Origin of the sequence: Paenibacillus pinihumi DSM 23905 = JCM 16419 (assembly GCF_000422505.1) — a bacterium.
GTDB classification, from domain to species: domain Bacteria; phylum Bacillota; class Bacilli; order Paenibacillales; family Paenibacillaceae; genus Paenibacillus_D; species Paenibacillus_D pinihumi.
In genome coordinates, this window is the sequence record NZ_AULX01000028.1 from 20021 (window position 1) to 40070 (window position 20050).

The following is a 20050-nucleotide window of genomic DNA, read 5'->3' on the forward strand; positions in this document are numbered from 1 at the left end:
TCAGACTCCACCTTTCGCAGATATCGATAACTGAACCTGGCTTCCTGCAAAATCAGCTTCTATAATCGCTTGCGAGATGCTCTGCGCATCCAGGGAAAAGTCAGCATCCGCCCACGCAAGTCTCTCCAGATTTACCCGCCCGGCAATTTGGTCGGCCGTCAGTCTTAAATCCCCCGTAAATCCGAGCTGCTTCAGCGTTACCGGAAGCTCCAGACGATGGAAGCGTTCCGCCAGTACCAGCGTCTCCGCTTTTGGCAATCCTTCAAGAGCGGTATGCACGAGCAATGTAAAGGCGATCTTCTCCCCATGCAGCGTTCCGTGCGTCTCCGGAAAAAAGGTCAGGCTGTCATGAAGAGTATGGGCCAGGGCGATGCTGCGCCCGCCTTCCCGGATGCTGCCAACTTGACCTGCCAGCCACAAAATGGCATCACTTACTTCTTTGAATGATCTGCCCGGTACTCCATCACCGGCTTGGGCAAATGCGTCTAGTGCATGCCGGTCAAGTATGGCGCGGGCGAATCCTGCTGTATGATGACCAAGTCGAACGGCAAAATCGTCTGCAGTATCTTTAATATTAGCCCCCGTCTCGTTCCATTTTACGTAAGTATCGGCAATCCCGGCTGCCAGATACCGTCTTGGTGCTGCCGCCAGCACATTTGTATCCGCAAGCACCAGTACAGGGGAGCTTTGCAGGGGCCGGTAACCATCAGCCCGGCCTTCTGCATCATAGAGCACAGACAATGCCGACCAGGCTGCGCAAGTCGCGGCGATCGTCGGCACCGTAACTGCAGGCAGCTCCAGCTCATCCGCCACTGCCTTGGACAGGTCCAGCACTGAGCCGCCGCCCACGCCTGCAATCAGGTCGGCTTTGCTTCGGCGGGCAAGTGCCGCATAGTGCCCGATTCTTTCTTTTGTGCAGTAGCCGCTATATGTATGAATCTCAAAGGCGGATTCCAGCAGCTTAAGACCTTCAATCAACGGGCGGGCAGCATCAAGCGCTGTTTGGCCTCCGATGATGAAGATTTTGTTTCCGTACTGCGCTATTTTAGCTGCGCCTTCCGCCAAAATTCCCGGCACATTCTCATAGATTACCGGCGTCTTGATTTCTGTCATCGTTCTATCCGCTCCTTTTTCCTGTAAATGCTGCATGCCCGCTGTCAGCCAGCCTGGACTTCGCCGGATTTCCATTCATAGTAGGCTTCGGCAAACGCCTTGACCCCGCGCCTGATTTGCTCCTCATTGCAATAGCTGAAGCATAAACGGGCGTAATGAAGACCTTCCTGGCCGATGTAAAAGCTCCTGCCATCCACAAAGCTGACGCCCTTGTCCGCTGCCAACTGCAGGAATTGAGACGTATTAACGCCCGCATTAAAGGCCAGCCAGATGAAAAAACCTCCCTGAGGCAAGTGAAACTCGACATCGCTGCCAAAATACCGGTGAATGGCAGCCGCCATAATATCCCGATTGTGTTTGTAATGGTTTTTGAGCTTGCCCAGATGATCCTCAATATCAAGTCGCTCCAGAAGACTGGCCAGAATCTCCTGCGTAAACACGCCGGTGCTGCCGCCAAGCATGAGAAGCTTCATTTTCTGAATGACTTCCTTCTGGGCAACTGCCCAGCCCAGACGTATGCCAGGCGCAATAATTTTGGAAAAGGTGTTGAGGTAGATGACCCGCTGGGGGCATAACGAATAAAGTGTGGGGAGTTGTTCATCTGTAAAATTGAGCTCCATATAGGCGTCGTCCTCAATAATGAAGAAGTTGTAGCGTCTTGCAAGCCCCGCCAGCCGGACTCTTCGTTCGGCGGATAATGTGACGCCCCCCGGATTGTGAAAGGTTGGCATGATATAGAGCAGCTTGGGCAGCGGAGCGCAGCTGCTCTCGGCCTCCAGCAGCGCCTGCTCAATCAGATCGACTCTGACCCCGTGCTCATCGATCGGGAAGGACGTCAGTCTGGCTCCGGCAATTCGCAGGGATTGCAGGGCGCTAAAGAACGAAGGCGCCTCCACCCAAACGTGATCACCCGGATTTAGCAGTACATTCACAGCCAGATCAATTCCTTGGGTGGAGCCGTACGTCACGAGTATCTCATCCTCTTTGGCAGGAATGCCATGATGCTCCGACCTCGCCCGGATCCACTGCCTGATCTTCCCCGGCCCGTCTGCCCCGGAATATTGCAGCGCCTGCCGTCCGCTTGAGATAATCGCTTCTGACGCACCCAGATTCAGCTGCTCAATCGGAAAAAGATGCGGTGCGGCGAACCCGAAGGACAGATGGACATGATCAGGGCTTGTAACGGTTGTGCTGCCGATTGAAGGTGTGGATGGGATTCGGTCGGCAAAATGAAACGATTGCCAAGTGACAGTCATGCCGGATCACCTCTTTATTTAATCTTAATTATTCCTATATAAATTATTGGAATTATATGAATGCGTAAATCGTACCACCCGTCACATATGGCGTCAATAATGTAAAATAAAGATAAATTCTATAGATGAATAGAAATTTTTTATTGAAAAATGGAAAACAGACTCCCCTCTATGATTCCGTTCACCATGAAGAAAATATAAAAAAAGGGAGGGAACGTTGAAGCCGTTCCTTCCCTCTATTCTTACGCATGCGCATCTATTATGCGTTCGCCTTCTTGTATGCTGCCAGACCAAGCGCCAGCGATCCGCACAGACCTGCATTATCGCCAAGGCCCGGAGGCACGATGTAACTGTCAATTCCCTCTTGAACAGCCGGGTGGCTTACATACCCGTTCAAATTACGGCGCACTTCATCGTGAATCATCGGGAACAGTTGAAGCTGGTGCATTACACCGCCGCCCAGAATGACCTTCTTCGGTGACAGCATCAAAATTGCCGAGGTAACAGCCTGTCCGATGTAGAAAGCTTCCATAGCCCAAGCCGGATGATCGACAGCCAGTTCACTGCCTTTCACTTTCCAGCGCTTCTCAAGCGCCGGACCTGCGGCTACGCCTTCCAGGCAGTCGCCATGGTAAGGGCAGAAGCCTTCATACGTATCCTCAGGATGACGGCGCACCGGCACATGTCCACCCTCCGGATGGATCAATCCATGAACGAGCTTGCCCTCAGAGTAGACACCCATGCCTACACCTGTTCCAATCGTATAATAGACGCAGCTATCCAATCCCTTGGCAGCGCCCCATGTCGCCTCGCCAAATGCTGCCGCGTTCACATCCGTATCCCAGCCAAAAGGAACCTGAAATTCCTTCTTCAGCGTTCCAAGAAAATCATAGCCTGACCAGCCCGGCTTTGGTGTAGTGGTCACAAAACCGTACTCCGGGCTTGACGGATCGATGTTGATCGGTCCGAACGTGCCCACTCCGATTGCTTCTACCTGTTTATCCTTGAAATAGTCAATGACCTGTTGTAATGTCTTCTCCGGCTGCTCGGTAGGGAAGCTGACCCGGTCCTCCACATTTCCATTCTCATCGCCAATACCGCATACAAATTTTGTTCCGCCGGCTTCAACCGCGCCAATACGCATGACTGTCGTTCCTCCTAAACATTCTTTCAAAAGCTCCTCTTGCATCCCCTTGATTATACAGAAAGAATACTTGTGCGTAAACGACTGCAGCCTTCTTTTCCTAAAAGCAGGACCGGCACCGCTATTAATCTTACTTTATTTGAAATGAATGCTGATTTCTCCCTGTTCAAACTTCAGAGAACAGACCCGTAACCGAAAGCCGGGAGCCGATCTGCTGTCCTCACTCCCTGTCAATCGGCTTTTGAATACCATCATCGTAAAAGTCAAAAAAAATCTGCTTTTTCGTGCCCCTTACCGCATAGAAAACCTCGCTTATCTGCTTTCCTTTGCGTTGTACCTCGCCCTCCAGCCATTCTCTGGTCAATTCATTGCGCTTCAAATTTTCCTCCAATACCGCCCCGTCCATAATTAATTCAACAGGGAAGCTCTGGGTATTGGAAGGAAGCTGCATATCCTTTCGGGTTACAGAGCTGTACACTTCTTTTTTTAAGACCGAGACCATCCCGTTATCTTCCAGAACCGCATAATCCACTTCCTCGATATTGAAAATCCCCTTGCTCCGCAATACCTGATCCAATGTATCCAGCGTATATCTGAGCTTCCTCATGTTATGCTCGACAATTTTGCCGCCCTCAATAAGGACGGTAGGCGAGCCGGAAATCCAGGTTCTCCATTTGCGGCTTTTCATGGAAACGAAGGATAATAGAAAGGAAGTACCTGTAATAACGACAAGTGATACAATCAAATAGATAGATTTTAACGTATAATTAAACGCCAAATTAGCCGCAATCGCCCCGATTGTAATCCCTGTCACAAAATCAAGAAATGTCATGTTGGAAATCGTCTGCTTGCCAAGCAGCTTGGCTGCAAACAGCAGCAATAAAATTGCGACAACCGACCGAATCAGAATATCCACATATGCATGCATCCCATTCACCCTCCTCCCGCTCATTATTTCCAATTGCTCCGGAACCAAAACCATTTGGCCTTCATAATGAAAGCGTCCCAATTCTTCTTCGCGCAATAGGCGGCTCTCAATTTCCGAAAATCGCATCGGTCTTCCTAAATTTGTAATCCGGATTATATTATCAAAGTGCTGCTTTCCGGTATAATCAGATTACCAATTGAACGCGGATGGAGGTCTGGAAGCCCCTGCGGGCAACGTTCCGTTGACCCGTTTTGATTACCAAATGGTTAGAAAACATGAAAATAATGGGGAGAAATTTCATGATCGGAGGAGTGTTTGTCAATAGGGCAAACTTTAAGATTTTCTCATCAATTTCTAATAATAGTCTTTCATCTTAACGAATGAAAGGTTTTCCTTTTACATTGGTAAATTGCGCCTTTTTTATTTGTGGTATGTTGAATTCAGGCAAACAAGCCTAGTTCATTTACCGCAAATAGGAGGACATCATGAGTCATACAACAACCAGAAGAAGTGCAGGTAAAATTATTGCAGGGGTCACCTTAAGTCTTGCAATTGCTTTCTCCGGGAGTGCGCTTATTTCCCCCAAGCAAGTGGAAGCCGCTTCCGCCTCCAGCTCATCCAAAGCCAGCCGCGTCATTTCCATCGGCAAAAAATATTTGGGCGCTCCCTATGTATTTGGAGCCAAAACCGGCAACACAAGTTCCTTCGATTGCTCATCCTTTACCCAATATGTCTACAGACAAGTTGGCGTCAGCATTCCACGTTCATCGAAAAACCAGTCTACAGCAGGCAGATTTGTATCCAGAAGCAATCTCAAGGCTGGTGACCTGATTTTCTCCGATACGAACCGGGACGGCAAAATCAACCACGTATCCATCTACATGGGTAATGGCAAGCTGCTCCATACGTACCGCAAAGGCATCGGCGTAACGATCTCCAACTTTAAAGGAAGCGCTTGGGATAAAACTTACGTAACCGCACGCCGCGTACTGTAATTTACGCCAGGTTCGTGCAGCCCGGGTTATATTCCGACCCGCATCCGTTTCCATTTGCCAACCTTATACCTGAACTTGCTTTTCGCCATTGTCCCCAGTCACCCTGCACCTTAGAAGCGACATGAAGAAGACTGGGGACAATGGCGAAATAAATTGCACAAGCGGGAGCAGCAGAGCATGCTTCGGTCTCTGCTGCTCCCGCTTGTGCGGTTAAATTTTATACAAAGTCACTTTGTAGTCCGCAAATATCTCCTGAAGCATTGCTTCAACAACCTTCCAGTCTCCATTCGCAAGACCACACCCAATCTGGTAAGGCAAGGCTACGCTCATTTCCTCTTGCTGCGCATAATCCTTAAGCTCCCGCAGCGCTTTGCCGAGCGCATCATAGTTTGTGTAGACCACCTTGGAACGGCCAAATTTCAACTGCCCGAACAGATTGGCCACTCTTTTGCCCCCCGCCGGTACAAGCTGAAGCTCTCCCAGCAGCGATTCCGGCTCCCTTCCATTGCAAAAATTCATATAAGCCGGGTAGATTGCCGGATATTTGGCCTTCAGTGCCTTGGCAACCCCTGAACCCATCACAGACTGACAGTTGACCTGGTGGCCGATAATGTCTTCTGCCGCCTCCAGCAAATTCCCTTTAACAACAACAACAGCCATTGGATTCTCCTCTCTTGTCCTCTTATCTTATTTCAATTAGGCAACTTCTGCTCCCGTTCTCAGCCCGGGCTGAAGTCCCGCTTGCATCCATATCCTTGTATCCGTATAGAAAGAGGCGGGACCGCTCTACCGGCCCCGCCCTTCATTCATGCCTTAGAGCAGCAGCTCTGCCAGCGTGCGCACCATGACGCCTGTTGCACCCTTGCTGGTCACACCGCGTTCCTTCTCCAGCCAGGCCGTTCCCCCGATGTCCAGATGAACCCAAGGTTTCTCCTCAGCGAAGGTTCCAATAAACAGGCCTCCGGTAATTGTGCCACCCAGCCTGCCGCCGGTATTCTTCAAATCAGCGACCTCACTGCTCAGTTGCTTCCGGTACTCCGGATAGCTCGGGAGCGGCCAGATCGGCTCTCCTGCGCGGTGCCCGGCCTTGATGACCTGCTGTACAAGTGTCTCATCATTGGTAACCGCACCAGTAGTTACATCGCCCAGAGCAACCATAACAGCTCCGGTCAACGTTGCCACATCAATCAGCTTCGTCGCTCCCCGCTTGATTGCCGCAGTCAGGCCGTCTGCCAGGACAACCCGGCCTTCCGCATCCGTATTAATAATCTCGACTGTCCGTCCGCTCATCGTGGTAATAACATCGCCCGGCTTCACTGCGCGGTCGGAAGGCATATTCTCAGCAGACGGAATCACTGCAATGACGTTAATGGCCGGCTTCAATTCCCCAATAATCTGCATCGCACCCAGCACTGCAGCAGCGCCGCCCATGTCAGAGATCATCTCTTCCATGCCTTCAGCCTTCTTCAGAGAGATGCCGCCCGTATCAAAGGTGATCCCCTTGCCGATCAATCCCCACGTCTCATCGCTTTCTGGATTACCTTTATAATGAACAATAATCATGCGCGGCGGGTTGATGCTGCCCTGGCCGATTGCCAGCAGGCCGCCCATGCCCTGCTCTGCCGCAGACCACTCATCCAGCACTTCAATCTCCAGCTCCAGTCGTTCAGCCAGACGCTCTGCTTCCTCTGCAAGCCCCTCAGGAGTCAATTGATTTCCGGGCAGGTTAGTCAGATTGCGGGCAAAGACCGTCCCTTCCGCAAAAATTCTGCCCCGCTCGATGCCGCGCTCCCACTTGCCGTTCAGATCCTCCGCATCAGAAGGCGTAAGCACCCATTCCACGGACTCCGTTATGTAAGGAGCCGGAGCATCCTGTTTGGCTGTTTTGCGGCGGTGTTGAGCGAGCAGGAAGCCCTCAGTCAAGACTTGTGCCGCCTGCTGCGGCTCAAGCCCTCCCGGCCCCTCTACAATATCCTGACGGACATGAATTTGTACCTTGGCAGCCTTGATCCTCGCCGCCGCTTTGGCCGCAGCAGCTGCCGCTTCCCGCAGTCCGGTAGCAGATACCGGCCCATCCTCGATGCCGATAAAAGCCACATACGGGGCCTCCAGGTTGCCCAGAGTCGGTATAACCTGCACCTCCTGCTGCTTGGCTTTGAACAGGGAACGCCCATAACTGTCTATTAATGCCTGATCCACCGCCGGGTGAACGAGCGGACTTGTCTTTGCCAGATCCGGCTCACGCTTCAAATCCGCCGGTGTTACGAATACAACGACCAAATCTGCTGCCACAGCCAAACCTCCTTGTGTTACTGAATATGTAAATGATGTTGTCAAAATATTCATCTCCTTATGTCAGGCGAAGCCTCTAAATCGGACTTAGCTAGTCCTTACCCGATTCTAATTGTTTACGGCAAGGAAGGCAAATAGATATTAAATTCAGTCCCTTCTCCAATCTCGCTGTTCAGTTTAATGAAGCCGCCGTGATTACGGATAATCCGGTAACTGACCGACAGGCCGAGGCCGGTTCCGTCTGCCTTCGTCGTAAAGAACGGGTCGAACAGCCGGTTCATTGTATTGCGGTCCATTCCTTTTCCATTGTCCTTGATCGTAATGACAGCGCTTTTGTTTTCCTTGTGGACAATAAGATCTATGCGGCCCTGCCGTTCCTGCTGGTCCACTCCCCGGTCCGAGATGGCATCCAGGGCATTCCGCAAAATATTCAGCATCACCTGCTTGACCTGCTTGACGTCGATTGAGACCTCCAGGCGCTCCTCATACGCCTCAAAGTTCATAAGGCAGCCCTTCATCAGAGCCTCGCTCTCCGAGAGAAGAATGACCTCCTTCATCAAGGATACGATCGGAACACACTGCTTCATGGGTGCGGTCGGCTTGGAGGAATTGAGAAACTCATGAATAATTTCATTGGCACGGTCTATTTCCGCCAAAATAATCCGGGCGTACTCTTCCTTGCCCAGCTGCAGCAGGTGCGGGCCCAGCAGTTGAATGAAGCCCCTGATCGAGGTCAGCGGATTGCGGATTTCATGCGCGATCGCCGCTGCTATTTTACCAAGCATGGCCAGCTTGTCATTCTGGTATGCGGTTTGTTCGATTTGCTTGTATTCCGATACATCCTTAATGCTGACCAGATAGTCGCCATCGAGCTGATCCCCGTAGGTGACCGTGATGAGCAGGTGACGTCCGGAGGCATCCTGCATTTCATAGTAACGAAGCCTTCGCCTTACGATTTCTTTGTATAGTTGAACGATCATTTTTTTTGTAGAAGACTTTAATTGGGGATGCGTTACGATACCTAGAATATCGCAACCCAGCAGCGTTTTTCGGGGGACTTCCATCAGCTTGGCCATTTGCAGATTTACAAACGACAGAATACCCTCGTTATCAAAAATCGCAATTCCGCTATCCATATGCTGTAGAACATTCTCGTACTTGTTTTTGACATGCTCTGTCGAACGGTTGGAGTTATAGAGTAGCTCTTTCATCATACCAAACTCGGTTGAATCCCCAGGCTGTACCCGAAACCGGTAGGCTACCATTAGTTCAGTTAAAAAAACAAACGAACGGTTATAAAGCTTTAGCGCTTCTTCGGATTCCATATTTGCAGCCAACAGTTTGATCGTCTCTTCATGAATTTCAATAATTTCCTCTGGGTGTACTCCGTTTATCAACTTGCCAATCTCAGTTGCCTGGAATAATGAGACATCGCTACCGCTGCGAACATATTCCGCAAGCGCCGGGAAATAACGTTTTCGTATCGTCTGCATCATTTTCCCTCCCCGGCGGCAAGAACAAAATGGCTGAACTTGCACGTCATCGGTATTCTAAATTTTAGCGCTTCCCGACCTTCAGTTTCCAACGTAACCGACAAGAAACCATCCTTTTTTTCTCAAGTATAAAGCCCAGTAATCTGGGATTAACTCAATTCTAGATATATTAGGCTGACAGTGTCAATGAGAGATAATGTCGAAAAACTAGATAAAGGCAACCGTAAACAGCTTTGTAGTCCTTTGACAGAAAAAAGCCTCTTTTCGCGTTGAAATAAAAAGTATTTATAATGGAAAAACTTGTACGTACTTATATTTTGAAGAAAAAAACGCTCCCTTTGGAAGGAAGCGTCCTATTTATTAACAATACCCTTCAGAGGTACTGCGCTGTCTTAATTTGTTGCGTCTCTGATTAAGAACCCCAAGTCTGCGCTTGAGCTGTTTTTGCCATTCTTCATCCCCGATCCGCTTCGCGAAGCTAAGCAAATCCAGAGCCATGTCAATCTGGTTATGAGCGACTTCCATCGGCTCCTCTTCCTCATGATTCACGCAATTCTCCAGCAGCGAGATGCCTTCCTTCTCGACGTAATCATGGAAGTCGACCTCGGAAGCCCCGTCTCCATGAGCGTACTCCGCCAGTATTTCATATTCATTTTCAATCAGGTAATGGACATCTACACGATGGCATACCGGACAAAACAAGATCGGCACATTATGAATATGGGTACGGTAATGCTTGAGCGTCCCCTTAGTTCCAATCATGCTCGCGCCACAACAAAAGCTCATTTCAACCCCTCCTGCAGTGCGACTTTCACGCCGGGGCTATCCCCCAATGATCAGCCGACTCATAATGAAAAATGAATGCTTAAGTAACCTTATTCGCCCCGTCAGCCGCTAATTCCTGCTTTTCCGAAGTCCTTGACCCGATGATACCATCAAGTCCATTCATCCGTTTAACCCGTTAGAAGCCAAAATTTCTGAATATATGCAAAACGGTTATGCCCCAAAGGGACATAACCGTCGATTATAAATCAATCTTATTAATTCGCTACCAGATTCTTGTCGCCTGGCTTCCAGTTCATTGGGCACAATCCGCCCGATTGCAAAGCTTGCAGTACGCGAAGTGTCTCTTCAACACTGCGTCCTACGTCATTGTGGTTAACAACTTGATATTTCAGTTCGCCTTCCGGATCGATGATGAACAGACCACGAAGAGCAATACCTTCTTCTTCAATCAGTACGCCATAATCGCGTGCAACACTCTTAGTCAGGTCAGCAGCCAGCGGGAAGTTCAGCTTGCCCAGGCCATTTTCGCCTACTGGAGTATTGATCCAAGCGCGGTGGCTGTGTTTGCTGTCTACGCTCACGCCAAGCACTTCTGTATTCAATTTGCTGAATTCTTCAGATGCAGCGCTAAGAGCTGTAATTTCCGTTGGGCATACAAACGTGAAGTCCAAAGGATAGAAGAACAGAATCAGCCATTTACCTTTGTAATCGGACAAAGATGCTGCTCCAAAGCCTTCACCATTGCCAAGAGCCGTCTCCATATTAAAATCAGGAGCTTGCTTGCCTACCAAACGTTCTGCCATGATTAAATACCCTCCTTGACGCTTCAGCGTTCTAAAAATAATAATTTGTTGCCTCATGCTTGGGCAACCTTCGGATAAAATCGTATCATTTCATAACAATAAAGTCAATATTAAAGTACTTATTTCTTTGTAATAATTATAAATATCATTTAACCCGCAAATCAGCACGCTCTATTATAAAATTACACCTCTGCATTGTAAAATCAACCCGCTTAAAGCCGGAAAATGAACTGCCTTGCGGCAGTTCATCCGATGGACTTATTAAGCTTTTTTCAGTGCAGCAACAATCAGGTCGCCCATGGCTACAGTACCGATCGCTGCGCTCTTGTCTACTGCGATATCACCTGTACGGTGACCTGCATCCAACACTTCCTTGACTGCATCCTCAATCGCTTGAGCTGCTGCATCATAGCCGAATGTCAGACGATACATCAGCGCAACGGACAGAATGGTTGCAATCGGGTTGGAGATGCCTTGTCCGGCAATGTCAGGCGCAGAACCGTGTACCGGCTCGTAAAGGCCGAAGCTGCCTTCGCCCAGCGATGCAGAGGACAGCATACCGATCGATCCGGTCAGCATAGCAGCCTCATCACTCAGGATATCTCCGAACATGTTCTCAGTTACGATTACATCGAAGCTGGAAGGACGGCGAAGCAGCTGCATTGCGCAGTTGTCAACCAGTACATGCTCCAGCTCTACATCCGGATATTCAGGTGCAATCCGGTTAACCACTTCACGCCACAGGCGGGAAGTTTCCAGCACGTTCGCTTTGTCTACAGAAGCCAGACGCTTGCTGCGTTTTTGCGCGATTTCGAATGCTTGACGAACAATGCGTTCTACCTCCGTTGCATTGTATACGCAAGTATCTACCGCCTCTTCACCGTTAGCACCTTCACGGCGGAACTTCTCACCGAAGTAGATGCCGCCTGTCAGCTCGCGCACAACGATCAGATCTGTGCCTTCGAGTACTTCAGGCTTCAATGTGGAAGCTTCTTTCAAGCAGTCGAACACATTCGCAGGGCGGATGTTGGAGAACAAGCCCAGCGCTTTGCGGATACCGAGCAAACCTGTCTCAGGACGCAGCTCTTTGGAGTTGTTATCCCATTTAGGACCGCCAACTGCTCCAAGCAGAACAGCGTCAGCGCGTTTACAAATATCCAGTGTTGCTTGCGGCAGCGGAGTGCCTTCCTCATCAATTGCAATACCTCCGAACAAGCCATGCTCAAATTCGAAGCTCAGTCCGAACAGTTCCTCGGTTTTTTTCATTACTTTAATCGCTTCAGCTACAACCTCAGGACCGATTCCATCCCCTGCGATAACGGCGATTTTTTTAACGTCTGCCATAATTAAAGACAACTCCTTCAATATATTATTCCTATCAAAACACTTAACTTCATTTGTAACACAAATCGCTGTTCATGACAAAGATATAAAATCTATATTTTTTATAGGTTATGCTTATAAGGCTTATAGGTATCTCGGACTGTGGCATAAGCCTCAATTTCCCTGCTAAAAAGCCGCCCCAGGCATTTGGCAAGGGAGCGGCTCTAAATTATACTGTCTAAGGAGCTATACAGCCATGAAACTGCAAGCCCCTTTGTAAAGACCCGAGGTTACACCAGACTCATATTGTCTCGGCGGCCCGGCCCGGCATTGCGCTTGTCAATAAGACGGTTAAGAGCGTCGACGTAGGCGCGTGCGCTTGCTTCCAGAATATCTGTACTCAAGCCACGCCCCTGTGCAGAATAATCGCCCTGCTTCAGTACGACATGCACTTCGCCCTGCGCGTCTTTGCCATGGGATACGGATTTGATGGAGTAGTCCTCCAGCTCCACACTCTCCGCAGTTACCTGATCAATCGCATTATAGATCGCATCGACCGAGCCGTTCCCCTCGGCTTTACGCTCCAGCAGACCGCTTGCGGTACGGACGCGCACCGTAGCACTTGGGACAGCCTCGTTGCTGTAATGGACCTGAATCGCTTCCAGCGTATACACGACCGGTGTCGCAGCCAGCTTCTCTTCCAGCATCGCAAGGATATCCTCGTCCGTCACCTGTTTCTTCTTGTCGGCCAGCTCCTTGAACTTCGCAAATGCCGCATTCACTGCTTCATCATCCAGCTCATAGCCCATATCAATCAGCTTCTCGCGGAACGCATGGCGGCCGGAATGCTTGCCAAGCACGAGCTTTGATTCCTTCATGCCGATGGTTTCCGGGGAAATGATCTCATAGGTCGTCTTTTCCTTCAGCATGCCGTCCTGGTGAATGCCCGATTCATGCGCAAAAGCATTTGCGCCTACAATAGCTTTATTGCCCGGAACGACCATGCCTGTCAGCCTGCTGACGAGACGGCTTGTTCTGGCAATTTCCTTCAGGTTGAGCGTCGTATTTGCCTGGAAGTAATCCGGTCTCGTCGCCAGTGCCAAGGCAATTTCCTCCAGCGCCGTATTTCCGGCACGCTCGCCGATTCCGTTGATTGTCCCTTCAATCTGATCCGCTCCGTTCAGAATTGCGGAGAGAGCATTGGCTGTCGCCATTCCCAGATCATCATGACAGTGGGCGCTGAGTTGAATCTTCTCGATACCCGGAACCTGCTCCTTGAGCGTCTTGAAGATATTCCCGTATTCAGCAGGGTTCATGTAACCGACCGTATCCGGAATATTGACGACAGTCGCCCCGGCTTTAATTGCCATCTCGGTTACCTGGCAGAGGAAATCCAGCTCTGTACGGCCTGCATCCTCAGGGGAAAATTCAATCTTGCTGAAATATTGCTTGGCGTAGCGGATTGCCCGCTCCGCTGTCTCCAGCACCTGCTCCTTCTCCATCCTCAGCTTATGCTTGCGGTGGATCGGCGAGGTCGCCAGGAACAAATGCAGGCATGGGTCTTGTGCGTCCTTGAGCGCTTCACGGGCAGCATCGATGTCCTGTTCACGGGAACGGGACAAGCCGATAATAGAAGCGTTCTTGACCGCCTTCGCTACAGCGGCCACGCCTTCCAGATCACCGGGGGATGCAGCCGGGAATCCGGCCTCAATCCGGTCAATGCCCAGCCGCTCCAGTTGAAGGGCAATCTCAACCTTTTCCTGTCTGTTTAAATTCACACCGGGCGATTGCTCCCCGTCACGCAATGTCGTATCAAATAAATATATTTTACGCATTTGCTTCACGCACCTCCAAACCAGAACTGGAAAACTCTATTTCAACACATTTTAAATATGTTGCTTGTGCTTGATGGCGTTTTAGAAAAGTTTAAACCATAGAAACCCTTGTTCCACACACACCATGTTTAAAAGCACAATCATCCCGGGCAGCAGAAGACCGCCTGCCCCTGCTGAAGACAGCAGGACAGACGGCACATTCCGCCAACGATCCGGGATTGATCACAAACCGTTATTTAATTCTTTCCGCTTGAAGCGGGAATTATTTCTTGATCCAGTGCATCAGTTCGCGCAATTGGCTTCCCACTTGCTCGATTGGATGCTCAGCTTCACGACGGCGTGTAGCAGTCAGTGTAGCACGGTTGGATTGGTTCTCAAGGATGAAGTCACGAGCAAAGCGTCCGGATTGGATATCTTCCAGTACACGCTTCATTTCTTTCTTCGTTTCTTCAGTTACAACGCGAGGACCCGTTACATAGTCACCGAATTCAGCCGTGTTGCTGATGGAGTCGCGCATGGAAGAAAGACCGCCTTCATACATCATGTCAACGATCAGTTTCAGCTCATGCAAGCACTCGAAGTAAGCCATTTCTGGAGCATAGCCAGCTTCAACCAATGTTTCGAAACCAGCTTTAACCAGTGCGGTAGTACCACCGCAAAGAACAGCTTGCTCACCGAACAGGTCCGTTTCAGTCTCTTCACGGAAGGAAGTTTCGATAACGCCTGCACGTGTACAGCCGATACCTTTTGCATAAGCAAGACCGATCGCTTGCGCGTTGCCTGTAGCATCTTGCTCGATTGCAATCAGTCCAGGTACGCCAAAGCCTTCAACATACGTACGGCGAACCATGTGACCTGGGGATTTAGGAGCTACCAGCAATACGTCAGTGTCGCTGTTTGGTACGATTTGTCCAAAGTGTACGTTGAAACCGTGGGAGAACAGCAAAGCCGCGCCCTTTTTCAGGTTTGGAGCGATTTCTTCATTATATACTTTAGCTTGAGTCTCGTCCGGCATCAGGATTTGTACAACGTCAGCCACTTTTGTTGCTTCAGCAACAGTCAGAACTTCAAAACCGTCGTTTTTCGCTTTTTCAGCGGATTTACCTGGGCGAAGACCGATTACAACTTTCAGACCGCTGTCACGCAGGTTTTGCGCTTGCGCGTGTCCTTGGCTTCCGTAACCGATAACTGCGATTGTTTTGCCTTGCAGAAAGCTTTGGTCTGCGTCTTTTTCATAAAACATATTAACTGCCATTAGATAAATGCCTCCTTTAATTTAAACCCTTTTGAACGGGTGCTTGAAGACCAAACAGCTATATGCCATTTTATTCCTCAAGCACCCGCTCAAGCAGGTACTATGAACGGGATAATTTAAGTAATTAACGATTGCCGCGAGTAAGTGCCGTAACGCCTGTACGTGAAACTTCACGAATGCCATAAGGCTTGAGAAGCTCGATCATCGCATCGATCTTCTCGGTGTCGCCAACAGCTTGTACCATTAGACTGCTCGTCCCGATATCAACTACAGCTGCGCGGAATGTCTCAACAACGCCGAGAATTTCAGGGCGGGCGGAAGGCTCCGCATTAACCTTGATCAGCGCAAGCTCACGGCCTACCATCGGACTGGCACTCAGGTCGGTAACCTTGATTACGTCAATCAGCTTGTACAATTGCTTCGTAATTTGCTCCAGCAAATTATCATCACAGGAGGTTACGATAACCATACGGGAGAGACCCTGTTCCTCAGAGGTCCCCACCGTAATGCTCTCAATATTGAAGCCACGGCGTCCGAACAAGCCGGATACACGCTGCAGAACGCCTGGCTGATCATTGACTAAAACAGCGATTGTATGTTTTTTCATTCTGCATCCCCCAATAACATCGAATCAATCGTGTTCCCCTGCGTAACCATCGGATACACATTCTCGCCCTTATGGACCACGAATTCAACGACGGCAGGTCCCGGATGCTGGAGCGCCTGCTCCCATACCGCTTTCGCTTCTTCCTTGCTGGAAGCACGGAATCCTTTTACCCCGTAAGCTTCAGCAAGCTTCACGAAATCCGGGCTGCCTGCAAGGTCGATATGGCTGTAACGGTTATCATAGATGATTTCCTGCCATTGGCGGACCATGCCAAGCACCTGGTTGTTGATGATGGCAACCTTAACCGGGATATTGTTGATGGCACAAATCGCGAGCTCTTGTGCACACATCTGCATACCACCGTCACCGTTAATAGATACAACTGTACGATCCGGATTGGCCATTTGTGCGCCAATTGCGGAAGGGAAACCGAAGCCCATTGTTCCCAGACCGCCCGAGGTTACCCAGGAGCGCGGTTTGTTGAATTTGTAATACTGGGCTGCCCACATCTGATGCTGACCAACGTCAGTTGTTACAATCGCATCGCCGTTGGTCGTCTCATGGATCATCTCAATAACCCATTGCGGCTTGAGCACTACGTCGGAATCCTGATAGCGAAGCGGGAATTCCTGTTTCATCTGCTGGATCTGCTGACGCCATGCGTCTGCCTTATCTGCACGCTTCGCATCCTTGTTAGCCAACTGAAGGACCGACTTGATATCTCCGACAATCGGAATATCCGTCGGCACATTCTTGCCGATCTCGGCAGGATCGATATCAATATGAACAATCTTCGCATTCGGTGCAAAGCCGTTCAGCTTCATGGTCACCCGGTCATCGAAGCGGGCCCCGATGTTGATCAGGAGGTCGGAAGCCTGAATCGCCTTGTTCGCCGTATAGGTTCCGTGCATGCCCGGCATGCCCATCCACAGCTCTTTGGCACTCGGATATGCGCCCAGCCCAAGCAAGGTTGTTGTAACCGGAACATCCGTCTTCGTTACAAACTCAAGCAGTTCTTCATGAGCACCGGAATAGACAATCCCTCCGCCAGCTAAAATGACCGGACGCTCTGCTTCTGTGATCGCCTTGATCATCTTGTCAACCTGCAGCTTGTTCGGATGCACGGTCGGATTATAGCCGCGGATGCTAACCTCAGTTACAGGCTTAAACAAAGCCTTCTGAGCGGACACGTCCTTCGGAATATCGATCAATACCGGACCTTTGCGGCCTGTATTGGCAATATGGAAGGCTTCGTGGATAATGCGCGGCAAATCCTCTACATTGCGTACCAGGTAGCTGTGCTTTGTAATCGGCATCGTAATACCGGTGATGTCAGCCTCCTGGAAAGCATCTGTTCCGATAAAGGAGGTGGCTACATTACCTGTAATCACGACCAGCGGCACAGAGTCCATATAAGCGGTAGCGATTCCTGTGACCAGGTTGGTCGCCCCCGGTCCCGATGTTGCAATACATACACCGACTTTGCCGCTTGCCCTCGCATAGCCGTCAGCCGCATGGATGGCTCCCTGCTCGTGACGAGTGAGCAAATGATTGAAGTCCGAGAAACCGTGCATGGCGTCGTAAATGAACAATACAGCTCCGCCCGGGTAACCGAACACACAATCAGCACCCTCCAGAACCAGGCTGCGAAGCAGCATTTCCGAGCCTGTAATGACTTCCTGCTTTCTCAGCTTTTCCATAATTTCCTGCTTTGACTTTAGCGTTGCACTTTGTGCGCTCATCGTACATCCTCCTCTCCAAGCCGCCGTTTGCGCCGGCTTTGGGTTCGTAGTTTCAAAGTTAGTCTAAATGAAGCGTGCCGTCTGCTGCTGTCCCTGCGGCCAGCAATCAGGCGTCCCGCATTAAACATATAAGAAGCTTCACTGTGAAAGTTTATACATTCTTATATTTAAAAATAAAAATAAAAAAACCTTCCATCCCTGAACACATTCATCATGTGTATCGAGGGACGAAAGGTATATCTTCCGTGGTACCACCCAAATTTGTCATGCATCTCACAATGCAGACCTCAACAGGTAAGAAACGGCGTGCACGCAAACGTCTCTTAAACCATTGGCACAATAACGCGTGCCCTGCGATTCCCCCTAATAAGCGCTGTAATTCACAGGCTTTTCAGGGAAACAGCTCCGAGGTGAGCTCGTAGAAAAGGGGTTTTGGCGATGGTTGCAGCTAATCCATCCACTCTCTGAGCAAAAGAGCCCTTAACACTTCGTCCTCATCATTGCCGATAAAAGTATAAGCTATAGTGCTTATTATATGCATTGATTATGCATTCGTCAAGACTAGGATAGCCAAGGATAAAAAAAGTATTCGCTAACCTTCTGAAAAAGAGCCGCATACAATACAAGACCAACGTTCTGCAGTACCCGCCCTTCCGGGCGGCAAGAGGAGGACGCAGTCAGTTATGACCATAATCCGCTCCTACCGGACTTCCGATAAAAAAAGCGTACTCCAGCTCATCAAGACAGAGCTGATCCCCAAATCCCATACCGTCCGCAGCCTCGACGGCAAGCTGCTCCGGGAGATTCCCCGCCGCCTGCAACAGGGTGTGACGCTCGTCGCTTCCAGAACACGCAGCTCGGAGCCGTATGCCTTTATTCATTTGATGCATAACAAGGAAGTCCTGTTTGTCGATATGCTCGTTGTGCAGTCCCGCTATCAAGGCAGACAGCTGGGAAGGCACCTTATGGAGCTGGCTGAAGCAAGCGGCAGAATGAACGGCTGCACCAAAGCAGTTCTCTACGTGGACAAAGGCAATGACGCCGCCAGCCGGTTCTATGGACGATTGGGCTATGCCGTGCAGCGGTATGTCAAAGAGCTGCAATGCTATGAGCTGACCAAATCATTAGGTGCGGCGCCGCAAGGGTAAGCTGGCTTATCCGGCAGAAATACAGCTTGAAAAGCCTCTGCCGCCTGTCACGAAATTCTTCAATTATTGATATCTGCTTACCAGAACCCGCCGTAAGGGCTGTAGCCATAATTCCCTGGGTAACCTCCATAGCCGTACGGGTTCCCGCCAAACCCGCCTCCGAAGCCGCCTCCATAGGCATACGGAGCTGTTCCAACTGCCAGCAGATCGAACAGGACGAGTGGAAGAATAGCTTTGGTGTAGACCTTCTTCCCTTTTGCACGCGGCTGCACATACAGCTTGTTGCTGTGCACACGAACCAGCTTCCCGCTTACCACTGTGCCGTCCTTCTTCATGGCATACACATGTTTGCCAATGAGCTTCTGCACATCCTGCCGTGATACTTTAGGCATAAGACGCACCCTCCTTTTCCCATTCTGCAATATGGGGCGTCAAGGCTTCAAACCAGTGCGCTCGCCTCCCGCCCCTCTCGCGGTACATTAGCCCTGCCGATCATGAACGACAAGGATGTGTGCGCTTAACATAGGGTATTCATCAAAGGCGGAATGGTTTGTACCTTTGTCCATTAGGGATATAAGATGTGCATAATCGCAAGTGGAAGAGGCATGAGCCCGGGCAGAACAGCAAAAAGCCGCAGCTTCACGACAGACCAATACATTGCTGTATCAATCAGCCGGAAATCTGCGGCTATATACGCTTGGGACTAAGCGTTGATTTTTTGTTTGGCTACGCCAGCCAGGGAGTTGAACGCACCGATGTCGTTAACTGCCAGGTCAGCCAGCATTTTGCGGTTTACTTCCACGCCAGCCAGTTTCAGGCCGTACATGAATTTGCTGTAGGACAAGCCGTTTTGACGAGCAGCTGCGTTGATACGAGTGATCCACAGCTTGCGGAAATCGCGCTTCCGTTGACGGCGGTCACGGTAAGCATAAAGCAAGGATTTCATTACTTGCTCTTTTGCAGTTTTAAATAAACGGTGTTTGGAACCGAAGTAGCCTTTTGCCAGCTTCAAAATTCTTTTGCGACGACGAGTACGGACAAATCCGCCTTTAACTCTTGCCATTGGTAAACCCTCCTGTAGGTATGCTTATTAATATGGCCAAGCCATTAATTATCTCAGTTGATCCAGACCTTGCTTCAAGCGGCTAACATCACCGGCAGCCATCAGCGGCTGTCCAGCCAGAACGCGTTTTTGACGTCCGGATTTGTGGGACAACAAATGGTTTTTGTAAGCTTTGTAACGTTTTACTTTGCCAGTGCCAGTAATTTTAAAGCGGTCTTTCAGACTGCTATGAGTTTTCATCTTAGGCATTGTGAGTGGTCCTCCTTG

Annotated in this window: 19 protein-coding genes; 2 read left to right on the plus strand and 17 right to left on the minus strand. The window is 49.9% G+C overall.

The window, feature by feature from the left end; genetic code table 11:
* The 4 genes from H583_RS0110275 to H583_RS0110290 form a co-directional block, all read right to left on the minus strand.
* On the minus strand, window positions 1–1113 hold the full coding sequence (locus H583_RS0110275) for an iron-containing alcohol dehydrogenase family protein (protein WP_028560391.1): 1113 nt from the start codon (window positions 1111–1113) through the stop codon (window positions 1–3).
* A gap of 44 nt (window positions 1114–1157) precedes the next feature.
* Window positions 1158–2369 carry an aminotransferase-like domain-containing protein gene (locus tag H583_RS0110280; protein ID WP_028560392.1) on the minus strand — a complete coding sequence of 404 codons (1212 nt, stop codon included), beginning with the start codon at window positions 2367–2369 and terminating at the stop codon, window positions 1158–1160.
* Window positions 2370–2628: 259 nt separating this feature from the next.
* Window positions 2629–3513, minus strand: coding sequence for an ROK family protein (locus H583_RS0110285; RefSeq protein ID WP_028560393.1), 885 nt, complete (start codon window positions 3511–3513; stop codon window positions 2629–2631).
* A gap of 220 nt (window positions 3514–3733) precedes the next feature.
* Entirely contained in the window at window positions 3734–4441 is a 708-nt protein-coding gene (locus tag H583_RS0110290; protein ID WP_028560394.1) for a DUF421 domain-containing protein, read from the minus strand.
* A 485-nt stretch (window positions 4442–4926) separates the two neighbouring features.
* On the opposite strand from H583_RS0110290, the gene H583_RS0110295 reads away from it, so the two are divergent.
* Window positions 4927–5436, plus strand: coding sequence for a C40 family peptidase (locus tag H583_RS0110295; protein WP_028560395.1), 510 nt, complete (start codon window positions 4927–4929; stop codon window positions 5434–5436).
* A 210-nt stretch (window positions 5437–5646) separates the two neighbouring features.
* Here the strand turns inward: H583_RS0110295 and H583_RS0110300 are convergent, their stop codons facing one another.
* From H583_RS0110300 to ilvB, 10 genes are all read right to left on the minus strand, one after another.
* A complete protein-coding gene (locus H583_RS0110300) occupies window positions 5647–6096 on the minus strand; it encodes a macro domain-containing protein (RefSeq protein ID WP_028560396.1) in 450 nt (149 codons plus the stop codon).
* A 153-nt stretch (window positions 6097–6249) separates the two neighbouring features.
* Window positions 6250–7782, minus strand: coding sequence for a leucyl aminopeptidase (locus H583_RS0110305; RefSeq protein WP_036709138.1), 1533 nt, complete (start codon window positions 7780–7782; stop codon window positions 6250–6252).
* A 62-nt stretch (window positions 7783–7844) separates the two neighbouring features.
* Window positions 7845–9221 (minus strand): ATP-binding protein, encoded by a 1377-nt coding sequence (locus H583_RS0110310; protein WP_028560398.1) that lies wholly within the window; start codon window positions 9219–9221, stop codon window positions 7845–7847.
* A 360-nt stretch (window positions 9222–9581) separates the two neighbouring features.
* Window positions 9582–10007, minus strand: a complete 426-nt coding sequence (locus H583_RS0110315; protein ID WP_028560399.1) for a hypothetical protein — start codon at window positions 10005–10007, stop codon at window positions 9582–9584.
* A 254-nt stretch (window positions 10008–10261) separates the two neighbouring features.
* On the minus strand, window positions 10262–10810 hold the full coding sequence (locus H583_RS0110320; RefSeq protein ID WP_028560400.1) for a peroxiredoxin: 549 nt from the start codon (window positions 10808–10810) through the stop codon (window positions 10262–10264).
* Between the two features lie 261 nt (window positions 10811–11071).
* The gene (leuB, locus tag H583_RS0110325) at window positions 11072–12154 is read right to left on the minus strand and encodes a 3-isopropylmalate dehydrogenase (RefSeq protein ID WP_028560401.1); all 1083 of its coding nucleotides are present in this window, start codon (window positions 12152–12154) and stop codon (window positions 11072–11074) included.
* A 269-nt stretch (window positions 12155–12423) separates the two neighbouring features.
* On the minus strand, window positions 12424–13968 hold the full coding sequence (locus H583_RS0110330) for a 2-isopropylmalate synthase (protein WP_028560402.1): 1545 nt from the start codon (window positions 13966–13968) through the stop codon (window positions 12424–12426).
* Window positions 13969–14230: 262 nt separating this feature from the next.
* Window positions 14231–15223, minus strand: a complete 993-nt coding sequence (gene ilvC, locus H583_RS0110335) for a ketol-acid reductoisomerase (RefSeq protein ID WP_028560403.1) — start codon at window positions 15221–15223, stop codon at window positions 14231–14233.
* Between the two features lie 124 nt (window positions 15224–15347).
* Window positions 15348–15830, minus strand: a complete 483-nt coding sequence (ilvN, locus tag H583_RS0110340) for an acetolactate synthase small subunit (protein ID WP_028560404.1) — start codon at window positions 15828–15830, stop codon at window positions 15348–15350.
* On the minus strand, window positions 15827–17572 hold the full coding sequence (gene ilvB, locus H583_RS0110345; RefSeq protein WP_028560405.1) for a biosynthetic-type acetolactate synthase large subunit: 1746 nt from the start codon (window positions 17570–17572) through the stop codon (window positions 15827–15829). The genes ilvN and ilvB overlap by 4 nt, the downstream gene beginning before the upstream one ends.
* Before the next feature lie 683 nt (window positions 17573–18255).
* Here ilvB and H583_RS0110350 point away from each other — a divergent pair.
* Window positions 18256–18720 carry a GNAT family N-acetyltransferase gene (locus tag H583_RS0110350; protein ID WP_051236278.1) on the plus strand — a complete coding sequence of 155 codons (465 nt, stop codon included), beginning with the start codon at window positions 18256–18258 and terminating at the stop codon, window positions 18718–18720.
* A 77-nt stretch (window positions 18721–18797) separates the two neighbouring features.
* Here H583_RS0110350 and H583_RS0110355 read toward each other — a convergent pair whose 3' ends face one another.
* The 3 genes from H583_RS0110355 to rpmI form a co-directional block, all read right to left on the minus strand.
* On the minus strand, window positions 18798–19112 hold the full coding sequence (locus tag H583_RS0110355; protein WP_028560407.1) for a 50S ribosomal protein L35ae: 315 nt from the start codon (window positions 19110–19112) through the stop codon (window positions 18798–18800).
* 311 nt (window positions 19113–19423) lie between these two features.
* Complete coding sequence (gene rplT, locus H583_RS0110365) at window positions 19424–19783, minus strand: 50S ribosomal protein L20 (RefSeq protein WP_028560408.1); 360 nt, start codon at window positions 19781–19783, stop codon at window positions 19424–19426.
* Between the two features lie 48 nt (window positions 19784–19831).
* Entirely contained in the window at window positions 19832–20032 is a 201-nt protein-coding gene (rpmI, locus tag H583_RS0110370; protein ID WP_028560409.1) for a 50S ribosomal protein L35, read from the minus strand.
* Window positions 20033–20050 lie beyond the last annotated feature (18 nt).